14 protein-coding genes are annotated in these 16,433 nt (G+C 72.2%); 6 read left to right on the forward strand and 8 right to left on the reverse strand.

Annotation, left to right across the window (positions count from 1 at the left end; all coding sequences use genetic code 11):
• Positions 1–42: 42 nt before the first annotated feature.
• A complete protein-coding gene (locus KO717_RS33725) occupies positions 43–1,095 on the reverse strand; it encodes a ferritin-like domain-containing protein (protein WP_301373242.1) in 1,053 nt (350 codons plus the stop codon).
• Positions 1,096–1,365: 270 nt separating this feature from the next.
• Here KO717_RS33725 and KO717_RS33730 point away from each other — a divergent pair, with 270 nt between their 5' ends.
• Positions 1,366–2,691: a tyrosinase family protein gene (locus tag KO717_RS33730; protein ID WP_301373244.1), complete on the forward strand. Its 1,326-nt coding sequence runs from the start codon at positions 1,366–1,368 to the stop codon at positions 2,689–2,691.
• Between the two features lies 1 nt (position 2,692).
• Positions 2,693–3,193 (forward strand): hypothetical protein, encoded by a 501-nt coding sequence (locus tag KO717_RS33735; RefSeq protein ID WP_301373245.1) that lies wholly within the window; start codon positions 2,693–2,695, stop codon positions 3,191–3,193.
• A 25-nt stretch (positions 3,194–3,218) separates the two neighbouring features.
• Here the strand turns inward: KO717_RS33735 and KO717_RS33740 are convergent, their stop codons facing one another.
• From KO717_RS33740 to KO717_RS33755, 4 genes are all read right to left on the reverse strand, one after another.
• Positions 3,219–3,962, reverse strand: a complete 744-nt coding sequence (locus KO717_RS33740) for a class I SAM-dependent methyltransferase (protein ID WP_301373247.1) — start codon at positions 3,960–3,962, stop codon at positions 3,219–3,221.
• A 59-nt stretch (positions 3,963–4,021) separates the two neighbouring features.
• Positions 4,022–5,641: a carboxylesterase/lipase family protein gene (locus KO717_RS33745; protein WP_301373249.1), complete on the reverse strand. Its 1,620-nt coding sequence runs from the start codon at positions 5,639–5,641 to the stop codon at positions 4,022–4,024.
• Between the two features lie 131 nt (positions 5,642–5,772).
• A complete protein-coding gene (gene surE, locus KO717_RS33750; RefSeq protein WP_301373251.1) occupies positions 5,773–6,678 on the reverse strand; it encodes a 5'/3'-nucleotidase SurE in 906 nt (301 codons plus the stop codon).
• Positions 6,679–6,794: 116 nt separating this feature from the next.
• Complete coding sequence (locus KO717_RS33755; protein ID WP_301373253.1) at positions 6,795–8,048, reverse strand: MFS transporter; 1,254 nt, start codon at positions 8,046–8,048, stop codon at positions 6,795–6,797.
• 614 nt (positions 8,049–8,662) lie between these two features.
• Between KO717_RS33755 and KO717_RS33760 the strand changes: the two genes are divergently transcribed.
• From KO717_RS33760 to KO717_RS33770, 3 genes are all read left to right on the forward strand, one after another.
• Positions 8,663–9,406: a phosphatase PAP2 family protein gene (locus tag KO717_RS33760; protein WP_301373254.1), complete on the forward strand. Its 744-nt coding sequence runs from the start codon at positions 8,663–8,665 to the stop codon at positions 9,404–9,406.
• A 112-nt stretch (positions 9,407–9,518) separates the two neighbouring features.
• A complete protein-coding gene (locus tag KO717_RS33765) occupies positions 9,519–11,111 on the forward strand; it encodes a carboxylesterase/lipase family protein (protein WP_301373255.1) in 1,593 nt (530 codons plus the stop codon).
• A 102-nt stretch (positions 11,112–11,213) separates the two neighbouring features.
• Positions 11,214–12,221 (forward strand): LacI family DNA-binding transcriptional regulator, encoded by a 1,008-nt coding sequence (locus KO717_RS33770; protein WP_301373257.1) that lies wholly within the window; start codon positions 11,214–11,216, stop codon positions 12,219–12,221.
• Between the two features lie 54 nt (positions 12,222–12,275).
• Here KO717_RS33770 and KO717_RS33775 read toward each other — a convergent pair whose 3' ends face one another.
• Positions 12,276–13,511: a serine hydrolase domain-containing protein gene (locus KO717_RS33775; RefSeq protein ID WP_301373259.1), complete on the reverse strand. Its 1,236-nt coding sequence runs from the start codon at positions 13,509–13,511 to the stop codon at positions 12,276–12,278.
• Positions 13,512–13,750: 239 nt separating this feature from the next.
• Here KO717_RS33775 and KO717_RS33780 point away from each other — a divergent pair, with 239 nt between their 5' ends.
• Positions 13,751–14,527, forward strand: coding sequence for a MerR family transcriptional regulator (locus KO717_RS33780; RefSeq protein WP_301373261.1), 777 nt, complete (start codon positions 13,751–13,753; stop codon positions 14,525–14,527).
• A gap of 61 nt (positions 14,528–14,588) precedes the next feature.
• Here KO717_RS33780 and KO717_RS33785 read toward each other — a convergent pair whose 3' ends face one another.
• Together KO717_RS33785 and KO717_RS33790 are read right to left on the reverse strand one after the other, a co-directional pair.
• Positions 14,589–15,350 carry a phosphatase PAP2 family protein gene (locus KO717_RS33785; protein WP_301373263.1) on the reverse strand — a complete coding sequence of 254 codons (762 nt, stop codon included), beginning with the start codon at positions 15,348–15,350 and terminating at the stop codon, positions 14,589–14,591.
• Between the two features lie 115 nt (positions 15,351–15,465).
• A complete protein-coding gene (locus tag KO717_RS33790; protein WP_301373265.1) occupies positions 15,466–16,416 on the reverse strand; it encodes an alpha/beta hydrolase in 951 nt (316 codons plus the stop codon).
• Positions 16,417–16,433: the final 17 nt, after the last annotated feature.

Genomic DNA, 16,433 nt, shown 5'->3' on the forward strand with positions numbered 1-16,433 from the left:
GTGCCGGAGCGGGTCCGGTCGCTGCCGGAAGGCAGCAGGATCTCACTCCTCGACGTACAGGAACTCCGGCCCGTAGGTCTTCCCGCTGCCGTCGGGCAGCTCCAGCTGGACGAGCTTCTGCGCCTCGGTGCGCATCCCGCCCATGTGGCCGATCGCCGGGAACAGCATGTCCGAGTCACCCGTCAGCCAGGCTGCCTGCAGCGCCCGCAGCATTTCGCTGAAATGTGCGTTGAACGCTGCGAGCACCTGCTGAACCTCGGGCGTGGGCGCGTTCGGCCCACCGTTGGCCCAACCACCCTCCGGCACCCGCCCCATGGGGAAGGCCGGGGGCAGTGGGACATCGTCGCCCTTGAAGTCCCAGACGACCGGATTCTCCGACACCTTGATCAGCTTCTTGCCGCGGAACATCTCCCGGAACACGTAGAAGTGCGCCAGCTCGCCGGGCTTGCCGGGGAAGGGGTTCTCGGGTGAGGCGGAGGTGCCCTCGCCCTGCTCCTTGATGATCTCGATCGCGGCTCGCACCTTCTCGATGCTGTCGAGCGGAACGATCTTGTTGCCCTGGCCGTGGTTCTCAAGGGAGAACTCGATCTGCCGGTCGCCGCTGATCAGGTGCTGGTGAGTCTCGAACGCCTCCTCGATCTCGGTGTAGAAGGCCCCGATGGTGGCGAAGGCTGCCAACTGGGCGACCGGGCGATCCGGGCGCTCGATCTCGGAGAACATCTCGACCGAGTCCTTGGTCAGCCCCTCCAGGAAGACGATGAGTTCGGGCCGCACGCCCCCCGGCAGCGCGCGCTCGTACTTCGGCACCACCTTGGGATCCGCGAGGACCGGAGTCCCTCCGATGGTGGTGAGCATGTTGCACACCAGTCCCATATGGGTCATCTCATCGAAGATGATCTCCCGGATGTTCTTGGCGACCGCCGTATTCGATTCCTTGATCGACCACAGGGCGCTCGCGTACGGACCGATGGTCGCGATCTCCACCATGATCGCCTGCTGAAGGGAGTTCTTCAGCCATTCCGCATCGCGGTCCGCGGGGAGAACACCCAGCAGCTCGACGATGGCATTGCTCTCGTACTCAAGGACCTGGGTCATGCCACACCTGCCTCATATGTATACAGACAGGCTGAAACGGTATCCGTCCGGGAGGCCGGGCGGGCGAGGTGCGGGCGAGCCCCGCAACGGTTCACCCGATCGGGGCAGGCCGCTTCGAGGCCCGCGACCACGAACACCGCGGCCGCCTGCGGCGGGCGACCTGCTACGACACGAAGATCAGCTCTCTCCGCACGGACACGCCACACCTGTGACGCGCACCACAGCGCTCCTGCTGATACGTATAGGGAGAGCCGAACCGAAGGTGGAGCGATGGTCAGAAGCCGACGGGACATCAACTCCCTGAGCCCGAGCGAGCTGAGCGACTACATCCATGCGATCGATATCCTGCGCGCCCGCTCGACCGCCGATCCGGACGACGTGAGCGGGTACGACTTCCAGGCTGCGCTCCACAACGACGGGTCCGTCGGCCCGTGCGAACACGGCAGCGACCTGTTCCTGCCGTGGCACCGGGCTCACCTGTACTACTTCGAGAAGCTGCTGCAGGCGGCGGACCCGCCGAGAACCGCGGATGTCACCGTGCCGTACTGGGACTGGATCCACCCACAGGCGACGGGCAAGTTCCCGGCCGCGTTCTCGCAGCCCGGCCTGGACTCCGGTCGCAACGAGAACCTGTCGACGCCGCTGCCGGCGAACACCCTCGACATCGTGCTCCACGAGACCGGCCAGGCCGAGTTCGGCGGCTACGTGAAGGGCTCGCCGATCGGCAACAAGGGCCGGCTGGAGCGGGGCCCGCACGACTACATGCATCCCAACTTCATCGGCGGCCTGATGGCGACCCCGACCACGGCCGCGATGGACCCGATCTACTTCAGCTTCCACTGCTTCGTCGACCTGCTCTGGGCCGAATGGCAGCGGCGCCACGCGATGCCCGCCCCCACCTCCCCGCAGAGCAAGTTGCGCGGCTTCCTGACGCAGCCCAAACACAAGGTCGCGGACTTCGCCGACACGCTGGCGCTGGGCTACCGGTACGAGTACACCGATCAGCTCGACGTCGCGTTCGACGTACTCGCTCCGCCCACCCCTCTCCCCCTCCCGCCTCCGATCCTGGAGACGGTCCCGCTCACTCCGGTGTCCGGGGCCGGGCTCGTGACGGAGCTGCGCGAGAAGGGACAGGTGCAGTTCGGTGTCGCTGCGGCCGCGTCGCACGCGGCAGCGGGCAGGCGCGTGGGCCTGCGCCTGGAGGGGGTGAAGATCCCCCTGACGGGGAGCTATGTGCTCCGGGCGTTCTTCCATCCGGTCGACATCCCGTACCGGCGCGACGACGAGGAGTTCGCAAAGCGCTTCGACATCGGGTACCTGGCGATGTGGCAGGCCCACCCGCACAGCGCGGGCACCGGACACCCCGGACACGACCACGGCCACCCGGAACACGGAACGGAGCCGCACGACCACACGACCGTGGTCACCGCACGCTTCGACGTGACGACCGTACTCGCCGCCACGGCCGAAGCCGAGGAGCACCTGCTGACGCTCCGGTACACGGCCTCCCCCACGCCGCAGGGTGAGCCACAGCAACCACCCGAGCTGATCGGGGAGATCACACTCAACAGCGTTCTGATGGAGGTGTACGGCTAGCATGCGCACTCCCGTGTTCGAGCTCCACATCCGGCCGATGTTCCGCGCCACCGACAAGGCCCACATGGGCTTCGCATTCGATCTGTGGGACTACGACGACGTCGTGGCGAATGCCGACGACATCCTGGGGCGGCTGAAGAGCGACATGCCGCCCACAGCGACCGGCGGCCCATGGCCGGAGGAGTGGATCACACTCTTCCAGCGCTGGAAGGACGGCGCCCGCAAGCGTCTGGACCTCGGCACGGCCACCTTCGCCTTCCAGCAGGGCACCACGAAGACCACCATCACCGCGACCGGTACCTTTCCGGCTGCCGACGTCGTGGGCTGGCTGCAGCTGGAGAGCGAGACAGCCACCTCCAAGACCTACGTCCTGCACTTCGAAGCCCCGGACTCCCCTGCAGGCGGCACGCCCCAGGCCTTCACCCTGAAGGAGAGCTACCCCTCCACCGACACCCGGTCCGTCTTCGTCCATGACAGCGTCGGCACCCAGCAGCTCCACTGAGAGCACGAGCCCTGCCGGACACGCCTCAGGGCCATGACCCGGCGGGGCGGCGGAGCAGGGCCGTCCAGAGGAAGGGCTCGCCGAAGAGCGGGGACCCGGCGGGCTCGTCCCGCATCCGGCGCAGCTCGACCTCGGTCAGGTCGCCGAAGATCGCCCGCAGGGACTCCGGGGTGTAGGCGAGTCCACCCTGGAGGCCCGCCTCACGGTAGAACTCCTCGTCGGGGATCTCGGATCCCATCGCGCCGGCGGCGAAGCAGGTGAGTGCGAGATGGCCGCCGGGCGCGAGGGACCGTTCGAGGAGGGCGAGATAGCTGATGCGGCGGTGGGGCGGCAGGTGGTGGAAGCAGCCCGAGTCGTAGATCAGGTCGTACGGGCCGCTCAGCGTGGTCGCGGCGAGGTCGAAGGCGTTCCCGCGGTGGAACCTGACCGCGACCCCCGCCTCGCGGGCCCGCTCCTCGCCCCAGGCGACGGCCGTCGGCGACAGATCCACGGCATCCACCTCGAAGCCCCGGGAGGCGAGGTACAGGGCGTTGCGGCCCGGACCGCAGCCCAGGTCGAGGGCGCGGCCCGGGGTGATCAGGCCGCGGTCGAGGTACGCGACCAGGTTCTCGTCGGGCTTCGGCACGAAGAACGGGACCGGCTTGGAGCGGTCCGCGTAGAAACCGTCCCACCAGGACGCCCCGTCGGCCGTCCAACGGTCGGCCTCCGGTGCGAAGAGGCCGTCCAGCAGCCTCAGCACGTCCTCGACCGTGCGTATGTTCCGGTCCATCCGGACCCCCTCCCCGATGATCCAATTCTACTTCCCGACCGGTCGGCCGGGGCGGGGAATCAGAGCCGCTGCGGAGGCTGCGTCCGCCAGAACGCGCAACTGTGGTCCGCCCCGAAGGACGTGGTCGTCCGCGTCGCCGCCGGGTCCAGGGTGAGCACCGTGGCATCTCCGTCTCCGGCTCCGGCTCCGGTCGGCGGCCACGGGGTCTGGCCCGCCACCACAGGGGCGCCGAAGCGGGCGAACGCCGCCCAGTAGCGCTTCATCCGGTTCCCGAGCGTGACCTGCACCGGCGTCAGCGGGCGCTCGCCCATCGTGAAGTCGTGCAGATAGGCCAGCTCCGCACTGTGCGCGTTCGACTCGTCCAGGCCCGGCACCTGCGCGCCCGCCAGCGTCGGCGACCGCGGGTCGTCGAACTCGTAGACGTACGTCGGCACCTGGGCCGCGAACAGCTGCGCCGTCCACGCGGTGTGGCACGCGAAGGTCGAGTCCGTCATGACCGCGGACAGCGCCAGATACGGCGAGCCGTACTTCGCCACCGGATAGCGCGCCAGCACCTCGGGCCCGGCCGCCCCGTGACCGGCCAGGATCTGCGCCGTGTACTGCTCGGCGGTCAGGTACGGCTGCGTCAGCGCCACGAAGAAGCGGGCCTCGGAGCGGGTGCTCCCGATCAGCACCGGCACCTTGTTCCACGCACCCCTCCCGATGGCCTGCGCGGGAGCGACCGGCAGCAGCCCGTCACCGGAGGCCGGACCGCGCGTGGGCAGCGTACGGGCCGCCTCGACCAGCGCCGCCCCGGAGGCGGCACGCAGGCACGCGGCCACCCCGGCGGAAGCGGTGCAGCCCGCCCGCTCGGCGAAGGACCGCGCCTGTTGCTCGGCGTCCGCGCTGTCCGGCGTACCCAGCAGCGTGCACGGACCGCTCTGCAGCACGGCCCGGTGGAAGAGGCCGGCGGCCGGCGGGGCGGCCAGCAGCGCGCAGACGGAACCGCTGCCCGCAGACTGCCCGGAGATCGTGACGCTGCCCGGATTCCCGCCGAACGCGCCGATGTTCTCCCGGGTCCAGCGCAGCGCCGCGAGCTGGTCCATCAGCCCGAAGGACCCGGAGCGCAGGGCGTTCTCCCGGCCGAGCTCGGGCAGCGCGAGATAGCCGAGCTGCCCCAGCCGGTAGTTGATGCTGACCACCACGCTCTGCGTGAGGTCGGCCATGGTCCGCCCGCCGAACTGGGTGCCCGTCCCCTGGCTGTACGCACCCCCGTGCATCCAGACGATCACCGGGAGCCGGGCTCCGGGGCGGGCGGTCCGGGGCCGGTACACGTCCAGGTACAGGCAGTCCTCGCTGACGGCCGCCGGATCGCTCAGGCCGAAGGGCGAGAACTGCAGGCACGCGGGGGACTGCCGGGTGGCCTCGCGCACCCCGTGCCACCCGGGCGCGGGCGCGGGGGCCCGTAGCCGCGCGTCCCCGACCGGGGGAGCGGCGTAGGGGACGCCGAGGAACTCCTGCGCGCCGTCGCGGGACTGGCCGCGCAGGGCGCCCTGCGCGACGGTGACCACCGGGTGCGGTGATCCGCCGGACGGCGCCGCCGTCGCCGCGGGTGGTGCGGAGCCGAGCACTGCGATCAGGGCAAGTGCCGTACCGAGCAGGGCTCTTGCCGAGGGCAGCCGTCTTCCGGGCCTCTTCATCCGTCCTCCTGGAGTGTCGCCGGTGCGTGCCGATGTCGTGCCGGGGTGGATCCGGTGTCGTGCCGGGGGTGGATCCGGCCCTGTCCGGCCGGGGCGGAGCGGGGTGCGGGCCCCGCCCCGGCCGGGACCCGTCAGGGGCGGAGCCCGGCGATCAGTGCGGAGGTCACGGCCTGGTCGGCCGGCCCGGTGTTCCAGTCGGCGTTCATCGGGCTGACGGCGATCCGGCCGGCGGTCACGGCCTCGACGTCACCACCCTTGGCGGCGGGCCGCAGGTCGACCTTGACGGTCACCTTCCACGTGCCGTCGCCCGCGTCGGTGAAGTCCGGTTCGAGCAGGGTCTGCGGATCCTGGAAGGTCGAGGACACTCCCGCGGCCGTTCCCCTGCCGTCCGCGCCGACCACCGGGTGGTTGACGTTGAGGCCGACGCCCTGGGGCAGCAGCGGGCCGGACCGGGCCCGTGCCCGCAGCCGGTCGATCAGCTTGACCGCGAAGTCGAGCGTCGGACCCATGGCGTTGACCGTGGTGACGGGGTCGGGCGCGGTGACGCCGCCGGTGCTCAGCGCGATGGACGGTACGCCGTGCTCCAGCCCGGCGACGGCGCCGCCGACCGTACCGGAGTGGGTGGCGAGACCGGCCACGTTGGGGCCGAAGTTGGTGCCCGAGACGACCAGGTCGGGGGCGTTCCCGGCGAAGACCTCGGCCAGCCCGAAGGCGACGGAGTCGCCGGGGGTGCCGTCGACGGCCCAGACCTTCGGCTCGGGGTGCTTCACCGTGATCGACGGCCCGCTCAGCATCTTCGTACCGGTGCCGCTCTGGTTGGTGAGCGGGGCGACGATCGTGACGTCGTGCCCGGCGGCGGTCAGCCGCTCGAAGGCCTTGCGGATGCCCGGGGCGTTGTAGCCGTCGTCGTTGGTGAGCAGGATCCGCAACGGGCCGGCGGGCGCGGTCTGCGGCGCGGCGACCGCCGGGGCCGTGCCGGCCAGGGCCGGCGTGCACAGCAGCAGCGCGGCCAGCGGCAGAACTCGCTTGCGTCTCACAGGGTTGCTCCTTGGGAGGGGAGGGAGTCGAGGGTGGGCAGGGGTGGGACCGGCGGGCGCACGACCCTCGGCGTGCGCCCGCCGGAGCTGCGGACGGGCGGGCCCGGGGGAGGGGGTCAGCGCACGCTGCGGATCGGGAGGATGGCGAGCGCGCCGACCAGCGAGAGGGCCCCGCCGGCGAGGAAGAGCGGGGTGTAGCCGCCCAGGCCGGTGACGACGGCCGAGGCGACGAACGGGGCGATGATCTGCGGCCCGGCGTTCGCGATGTTGAGGACGCCCATGTCGCGGGCGGCGTCCTCGGCCCGCGGGAGGACCAGCGTGACGAGCGCGGTGTCGACGGCCATGAAGCAGCCGAAGGCGAGCCCGTTGAGCGCGCTGAAGACGAGCATGCCGGTCCAGGTCGGGCTGATCACGGGGACCACCATGACGAGCCCGGCGAGGGCCGCCGACACGCCGACGAACACCTTGCGGCGGTTCCAGCGGTCGGACAGCAGACCGCCCACGACGGTGGAGACGGCCATCGCGACCATCGACACCGGGGTGAGGACGGCCATCGCGGCGGGCGGGGTCAGTCCCTCGGGCAGCGAGATGTGGTCGCCGAGGATGTACAGCTGATAACCGACGACGGAGAAGTAGCCGAGGACCATCAGGGCCCGGCCGATGAAGGCCCACCGGAAGTCGTGGTTGGCCAGGGCCGAGAGGAACGCGGCCAGTTGGGCGCCTTTGGGTCGGGCGGGAGCCTCGGCGGCGGGCTCGGTGCGCGGGACGTCCCGGCAGAAGACGCTGAGCAGCAGGGCGGACCCGGCGACGACGGCGCCGAGGACGAGGTAGCCGGTGCGCAGCTGGTCCGCGGTCTGGGAGGCGATGAGCACGCCGGCCGTACCGCCGATGGGCAGGCCGAGCCCGACCAGCGCGGACGCGGTGCCCCGGCGGGCGGCGGGGATCCGGTCGGGCACGATCGCGGTGACCGCCGCCTGGAAGACGTTCATCGTCGCCTGGATGAGACACCAGCCGATGCCGACGAGCAGCGCGGTGGTCGCGCTGCCGAGGGCGGCGAGAAGGGCGAGCGAGGCCAGGCCGCCGCCGATGATCCACGGGTTGCGGCGCCCGCTGCGGTCGGAGAGGGCGCCGGCGATGGGGTTGAAGGCGGTGGCGAAGACCGCGCTGACGCCGCCGATCAGGCCGAGTACGGCGACCTTGTCGTCAGGGGCGATCGCGGCGACCTGGGTGGGCAGCAGGACGGAGCCGACGCCCATGTAGAGCGCCATCATCGCCGAGTTGGCGACCAGCAGGAGGGGCAGGAGAGCTCGCCGGGGGGCGGGCTCCCCGGTCGGGGGTACGGACGGTTCGACGACTTCGGGCGTGGCCATGACGACTCCTCGGGGGACGGAGCGGGGAGGTGGCGTGCGAGGGAGAGAGGGGCGGCCCATGAACGGGCGCGGGACGGCGTCGCCGTCGGGACGTGCGGTGGCGGACGCCGTTCGTAACGTGATGTTGTTACACGTGTCACCAAGTGCGGTGGACACTGTGTAGCACCCATTTCCGGGCTCCGCCAGGTCCTACGGCGCGTCGTTGTGCAGATCGTGACCGTCGGGGGAGTTCGGGGTGGCATGACGTGTAACCACCCTGTCGCGGCCATCGGACGCGGTAGATGTGTCGAGAAACCCTCTTGCTCTTGTGGCGGTCGTGACGCATCGGCAATACTCCGTGCCGCACCGCGACGATCCTGTCGCCGACGGGCTTCCCACCCGCCCCGGCGTCGCCGGGTGCCGTGCGCCGGCCGCCGTGTTCCCGTGGCTGCCGGCCGCACCTCGATGCCGTATCCCGCAGACGTGCCCGATGCCTACCCCGAAGACGTGCCCCATGGCGTCCCCCATGGCGTCTTCCGAGGGCGTTCCCCGGCGCCCTCCCTCGCGTTCCACCGTCCCGTGCCTGCTCTCCGCGTGCCCCCACCGCCTGGGGAGACGACCGTGAAAGGCCCGCCATGTTCCCCTCGCCCTCCTTCGTGCCACCGTCCCGGCCGCCCCTGCCGGTCCGCCCGCCCCGGCATCACCTTCCGGCGGCCCCGCCGCGTCATGCGCTCGGCCTCGGCGTCGCCCTCCTGGTCCTCGCGCTGCTGGCCGGGTTGCTGCTCCGGCTCGACCGGCGGCCCTTCTTCCAGGGGTTCGACGACCGGTGGGCGGCCTCGGTGAACGACTCCGCCGCCGCGGGATCCCCCGGCGGTGACGGCCTGGGCGGCTTCACCACCGTCCTCGACCGGCTCGGCGGCCCGCTCGGCATGGTCCTGCCGCTGCTGGTGATCGGCTGCCTGTGCGTCTACGGCCGCTGGCGCTCGGGGCTGTTCGTCTTCACGGTCACCGTGGTCGCCAACCTCGTCGTGCTCCTGCCGCTCAAGCAGCTGGCCGACCGGCCGCGTCCGCCGCACCCGCTGGTGCTGGTCAACGACGGCTCGTACCCGTCCGGGCAGGTGTTCAGCGCGGTGACGCTGGTGATCGCCGTTGCGGTGGTGGTGTTCCCGCCGCGTGCGCGACGCTGGTGGTGGGCGTTCGGAGCCTCGTACGTCCTCGCCATGATGGGCAGCCGGACCTGGCTCCATGCCCAGTGGCTCAGCGACACCGTCGCCGGCGCCCTCGTCGGCGTCGGAACCTGCCTCGTCCTGTGGCGGGCCTTCGCTCCGCTGCTGGAGACGGAGTCGGAGCGGATGGCCTCGAACAGCCTGTGGCTGTGAGGCATCACCCCGGAGCTCAGATTATTGAGCGACGTTGACGTTCGACAAATTCACGCCATACTCTCGGTCGGCGGCGTGCATCCCGCGCGCGGCAGCGAGGAAGGAACGGCTCATGCCTCACCCCCCAGGCCAGGACCCGACGGTGGTGGACCTGCCCGCAGGCCGCCTGCGCGGCGCGATCGAGGGCGGGCTCACCGTCTTCCGGGCCGTGCCCTACGCCGCCCCGCCGGTCGGTGACCTGCGCTGGAGGCCCGCGCGGCCGCACGCCGGCTGGAGCGGCACGCGGGATGCCACCGCCGACGGTCCGAGCGCGCCGCAGATGTACATGGAGGGCGGTGACCCGGTGCTCGGCGGGCACGGGTCGCCCCCCTTCGACGAGGACTGCCTGACCCTGAACCTCTGGACGCCCGCCGTCGACGACGGCCGGCGCCCGGTCCTGGTCTGGATCCACGGCGGCGGCTTCGTGTCCGGCTCCGGATCGCTGCCCGGCTACTCGGGCGAGACCTTCGCGCGCGACGGCGACCTCGTCGTCGTGAGCATCAACTACCGCATCGGGCCCCTCGGTTACCTCTACCCCGGTGACGGGGAAGGCGGTCAGGGGGACGAGGGCGGCGCGGCCGACGAGGCCGGCGAGGGCGGCGAGGGCGGCGGGGGAGGCAACTTCTGGCTCACCGACCAGCTCGCCGCCCTGCGCTGGGTGAAGGAGAACATCGCCTCCTTCGGCGGTGATCCGGACTGCATCACGGTCGCCGGGCAGTCCGGCGGGGCGGTGTCCACCGCCGCCCTCGCCGGCCACCCGCAGACCGAGGGCCTGATCCGGCGGGTGATCCTGCAGAGCCCGCCCTTCGGTCTGGACCTCCCCGGCCCGGCGGCGTACCTGGAGCGCACCGCCGCCTACCTGGAGCTGGCCGGGGCCAAGAACCTGGCGGAGCTGCGTACGCTGCCGTGGCCCGAGCTGATCGGCGCCGGCGCCGGGCTGTTCGCGCAGACCATGCGGTGGGGGTACTGGCCGACACCCTTCCTGCCCGTGATCGACGGAGTGACCCTCTGCGACCACCCCGCCGAGGCCCTGCTGAGCGGGGCCGCGGCCGAGGTCGACGTCATGATCGGCTGGACGCGGGAGGAGGCCAACTTCGGCTTCGCCCTCGACGAGGGGTACGCCGCCGCCACCCGGCAGCAGGTCACCGACCGGATCGCGGAGACCTTCGGGAGCGAAGCCGCGGAGGGCGTGTACGCCGCGTACGAGCGGGCCCGGCCCGGAGCCCGCCCCGCCGACGTCCTGATGGACCTCATCACGGACGAGCTCTTCCGGGTGCCGGCGGTTCGGCTGGCCGAGGCGCGCGGAGAGACGGGCAGCCCTGTATGGGCCTACCAGTTCGACCTGCCCACCCCGGCGTACGAGGGCCGGCTCGGCGCCGCGCACTGCCTCGAACTCCCCTTCGTCTTCGACAACTTCGACCAGTGGTCGCACGCGCCCTTCCTGGCCGGCCTCGCCCCCGCCGTCCGTGACGGCCTCGCGTACGCCATGCACCGGGCCTGGATCGCCTTCGTCCGCACCGGCGACCCCAACCATCCCGACCTGCCGCAGTGGCGGCCGTACGACACACGCACCCGCACCACGATGCGCTTCGACTCGGTCGTGACCGCCCTCGACGACCTCGCGGGAGCCTCCAGGCTCCTGCACACCCCCGCCCCCTTGATTTAACTCGTGTAACCTGAGAAGGAAGGAGTCACCCGAACGAAGCCGGTGCGCACACCGGGGCCGATCGGATGCCCGGCCCGAGCAGAAGGAGCGTCGAGGGACGTCATGACCAGAGACACACACGTCCCCGCATCGATCACCAGCGCCGACGTGGCCCGCCTCGCCGGGGTGTCGCGTGCCACGGTCTCCTTCGTCCTGAACGACACCCAGGGTCACCGGGTGAGCGCCGGCACCCGTGCCCGGGTGCTGGACGCGGCCAAGCAGCTCGGCTACGTACCGCACGCGGCCGCCCGGTCCCTGCGCGCAGGCCGCAGCAACCTCGTCCTGATGCCCTCGTCGATCTCCGCGATCGGCCGCCTCGTCAGCGACTGGGTCGACGATCTGCACAGCGAGCTCGACCGCTACGGGTACACGGCTGTCCTGCATGCGGGCCGCTTCACCGACCCCCTCGACGCCGCCCGGGCCTGGGCCGAGCTGCGCCCCGCGGCCGTCGTCGCCCTGGACGGCGACCGCTTCACCGCCCAGGCGGCCGACGTACTGGTCCGGGCGGGGGTGCGGGGCCTGCTGGCGTTCGCGTCCCATCCCGTCCCGGGAGTGCACACCATCGACTTCGACCACACCCGGATCGGGGTCACCGCGGCCGAGCACCTCATCGCGCGCGGCCGGACCCGGATCGGCGTCGTCATGCCCCAGGAACGCGGCCTCGGCACCCTCGCCGAGCCCCGCCTCGCGGGCGCCGAGTCGGTGGCGGCCCGGCGCATGGCCACCGTCACCCCGCTGGAACTGTCCTACACCCGGGAGTCCGCGAGCGCGCTCGCCCGGCGCTGGCGAAGCCTCGGCCTGGACGCCGCCTTCACCTACAACGACGAGTACGCGGCCCTGCTGCTGCACGCGCTGCAGGCCGAGGGCATCACCGTGCCCGACGAGGTCGCCCTGGTCGGCTGCGACGACCTCGTCCTCTCCACGCTCCAGCAGCCCGCACTCACCACGGTCCGGCTGGACATGCCGTCGGCCGCGCAGATCGCGGACGCGGTGCACGAGCTGATCGAGACCGGCACGGCGGCGCCGGTGCCGGCCGTGCGGCCGGTCCTGGTCCACCGCCGGACGTCCTGACCTCCTGGCCCGCTGACCTCGTGACGTCTTGACCGCCTGGCCTGCCGGCCCCCGTCAGCCTTCGACGGCCTGGTAGATGGTGGTCCAGAAGTCGTGGAGGAGCCGCGGCGAATCAGGGGTGGACATCCCGACCTGGGTGAGCAGGACTCCGGTGAGGCGATGGACCGGGTCGGCGTAGGCGGTGGTGCCGGTACCGCCGTCCCAGCCGAACTGGCCGACGGGCGCGTAGCCGCCGGGGTGGGTGCGTACCGCCATTCCGAAGCCCCAGCCGCCGTGCAGTCCCTGTCCGACCGTCATATGGGCGACGTTCCGGTACATGGCGTCCCGCGCGGCCTGCTGCCCGGACGTGAGGCGGTTGGTGGTCATCAGCTCGACGGCGGCCCGGGACAGGATCCGTTCGCCGCCGTGCATGCCGTGGTTCAGCAGCATCCGGAAGTAGGCGTGGTAATCGTCGGCGGTGGAGACCAGCCCGCCGCCGGCGCCCTGGAACGCCGGGGGCCGGCCGGACCTTCCGCCGGCCGCCTCGTCCCACACGAGGAACGCTCCGGTCTGCGGATCAGGCCCGTACAGGGGCGGCAGCCGGTCGATCCGGTCGGCGGGCACGTGGAAGGCGGTGTCCTTCATCCCCAGCGGATCGAGGACGCGTTCGCGCAGGAACGTCTCCAGCGGCCGGCCCGCGACCCTGGCGACCAGCACACCGACCACCTCGTTGCTGAGGTCGTACTGCCATCGCTCGCCGGGCTGGTACGACAGCGGCAGCTCGCCGAGGCGGCGCATCCACTCGTCCGGCCCGGGCGCCGGCCCGGATGCCACGCTGTAGTCGAGACGCTCGAAGGTCGCGGCCCTGATGGGGGAGTCCATCAACCCGAAATCCACTCCGAGCCCGAACGTGGAGGTCAGCAGGTCGCGTACGGTGATCGGCCGCCGCGCCGGAACGGTGTCCTCCAGCGGGCCGTCGGGCCGCTTCAGCACCCGTCGGCCGGCGAGTTCGGGCAACCACGGGTCCACCGGGTCGTCCAGCCGCAATCGGCATTCGTCGAGCAGGATCATTGCCGCCGCCATCGTGACCGGCTTGGACGTGGACGCCATCCGGAAGATCGTGTCCCGGCGCATCGGCGCGCCACCGTCGTGGCGCATCGTCCCGATCGCCTCGACGTATGTCCGGCCGCGGTGGCCGACCAGGGCGACGAGCCCGGGAATCTTCTTGGACTCGACGTGCCGTGTCAGCACGTCGCGCAGTCTGCGCAGCCCTGCTTCGGACAAGCCGCTGTTGTCGCCCGTTCCCCTCATGCGTCCCCCTTGTTCACGGTGCCGGATCTCCGGCCGCCCCTTCGAGGCGGCCGTGCGATGACCTTGCACCCTGACCCGAGGTCAAGGTCAACACCCGTCAAGGTCAACACCCGTCAAGGTCACCACCCGTCACGGTCATGGGCCGGATGACGCGGGGGAACGGACGCGGGCTACCCTCGCCCCGGTGATCGCCTCCGTGATCACCTGCAACCCCCACGACCAGGAGGTGTGCTGAGCCGATGACAGACGGGCTCACGATCGGTCAGGCGGCGGCGTTCGCCGGCGTCACGGTCAAGACCGTGCGGCACTATCACCGGCTCGGCCTGGTCGCCGAGCCTGAACGCGACGGCTCCGGCTATCGGCGTTACCGATCGGCCGACCTGCTCCGGCTGGTCCAGGTCCGGACCCTGGCCTCGGCCGGCGTGCCGCTGGCCGAGACGGCCGACCTGCTCGACGCCGACCCCGAGAGGTTCGCCGCCGCCCTGGACGACGTCCATCGCCGGCTCACCGAACAGATCGAGGGCTTGATCGCACGCCGGGACACGCTGCACCGACTCGCCGACGGCGACCGTGCCCTCCTGCCCGACCGGGCCTGCGCGGTCCTGGACCGACTCGCCGATCTCGGCTTCGGTCCCGACTACGTGGCCGCGCAGCGCGAAGCCCTGGTGCTCGCCCGTGCGCTGATCCCGGAGGTCTTCGACAGCTTCCTGACCCGGCTCCGGCACTCGCTCGACGATCCCGAGCACGTCGAGCTGGCCAAGCGTGGCGCGGACGCGGCGTCCTGGGATGCCGACGACCCGCGGATCGAGGAGCTGGCGTCCCTGCTGACCGACAAGCTACTGGCGGACCGGGCCCTGCTGACGATGCCGACGGGGTCTCGGGGCCGGGCCGACACGGCCTCCCGGTACGGACTGGTCAACCACCACCGCGAGGACCGGGCGCCGGCCGTTGCCCGGCTGAACGCACTGGTCGAGACGAAGCTGCGCGCAGCCGGCATCGACATTCCGTATCAGTGACGGTCGCGGGGCGACCCCGTTGCCGATTGCCGCGGTAGGGCCGCGCCGTCGCGTGCCCGGATCAGGCGGTACCCGCGCCCGCGGCCGCCCCCCGGCGGTCGTGGGCGCGGGCACGTTCCCGGGCGAGCGCCGGACCGAACAGCCACCACGCCAACAGCCCCACCCCCGCGCCCGCCGCGGCCCCGGCCACCGTGTCGCTGAGCCAGTGCGCGTGCAGCCAGGTACGGCTCCACATCATGGCCAGCGTGAAGACCGCGCCCCCGATCCACCACGCCCGCCGGCGGGCGGCCGGCACCAGCAGGGCCCCGAGGACGACGACCAGGACCGCCGCCGTGGCCGCGTGGCCGGACGGGAAGGAACCGTGGTCGACGCGGACCAGGGGGTCGGCCGGGCGCGGCCGGTCCACCAGGTGCTTGAGGCCCTGGACGACCAGCATGTTGCCACCGAGGTTCGCCGCGAGCAGGAAGGCGGCCGAGACCCAGCGCCTGCGGACGAGCAGCAGGATCAGCAGGGAGAGCGGGACGAGGGACCCGACCGGCCCGCCGAACAGGTCCAGGGCCGTGGCGGCGGCCTGGTACAGCCCTTCGTGGGGGCCGCCCATCCATATCAGCCACCGGTCGTCCAGCCCCTGGAAGGGCGGATGCGTGACGTCGGCGCGGACGACGAGTGCGGGTGCCACGGCCGCGCCCAGGAGCAGAAGACCCGCGACGAGGACGCCGCGGCCGCGCGGCGCGCCGGTCTCGGGGCGCCGGCCGGTCCCACCGGACCGGTGGGGTGTGCGGGGTCTGCCGTGCGGGGCGGTGGTGGTCGGGTTGCCGGACATGGCTGCCTCTCGTGACCGCGGCGGGGGTCCGCGGCCGGGTGCGCTGTGAAGGGAACGCGGGGGCGCGGCCGGGGCCGCGCCCCCGCGGCGGGACGGGTGTGCGGGACCGGCGCCGTCAGGCTCCCGCGCCGAGGTGCCGGGCCAGGAAGGCCACGCCCCCCTCGACGATGGCGGGGATGTCGCCGGAGCCGAGGAAGATGTGGTCGGCGCCCTCGACGGGCTGCAGGGTGACCTCGCCCCCGGCGCTCTTCAGGGCCGCGGCGAGGGCCTCGCTCTGGCTGTACGGGACCAGGCCGTCGTGCGTCCCGTGCACGAGCAGGAACGGCGGCGGATTCGAGCCCTCCGCGTACGTCACCGGGCTCGCGGCCCGCGCCAGATCCGGCCGCTCGGCGACGGTGGCACCGAGCAGGGCCTCGTAGGGATCGGGGAACTCCGCACCGGGCATCGCCGGCATGGGGTGATCGGCCAGGGTGACGAGGTCGGAGACGCCGTACCAGTCGACGACGGCACAAACCCCGCTCTCGCCGGAGCCGACGCCCTCCGCGCCCTCCAGCGCCGCGCCCTGCGGGCTGTCGGGGCCGACGAGGCCGGCGAGGGCGGCCAGGTGACCGCCCGCGGACTCGCCCCAGACGCCGATCCGGTCCGGGTCGATGCCGAGGTCGCCGGCGAAGGTGCGGACGTAGCGGATCGCGGCCTTCACATCGTGCAGCTGGGCGGGGAAGGGCGCTTCGAGGCTGTGCCGGTAGTCGACGGAGACGAGTGCGAGCCCGGCCGCCAGTACCGCCCCGTGCAGCAGGTCGGCGGGGACGGTCGGCGGCGGGTAGCGGCGGGCGCCGTCCAGCCAGCCGCCGCCGTGGATCCAGACGATCACCGGGAACGGGCCTTCGCCGGCGGGCACCTGTACGTCGAGCAGCCGGGGGCGGTAGCCGGGCGTGGTCGCGTAGGTGATCCCGTCGAAGCGGCGGACGCCGTCCGCGCCCGTCACGGGCGGTACGGGGGACCGGTACGGCGGGGGTGGCCAGGTCATGTCGGCGAGGTCGATCTCGGCGGGAGGAGATTGCGTCATTGCGGCCCTTCCAATCG

The sequence above is a fragment of the Streptomyces xanthophaeus genome (assembly GCF_030440515.1).
GTDB lineage: Bacteria > Actinomycetota > Actinomycetes > Streptomycetales > Streptomycetaceae > Streptomyces > Streptomyces kutzneri.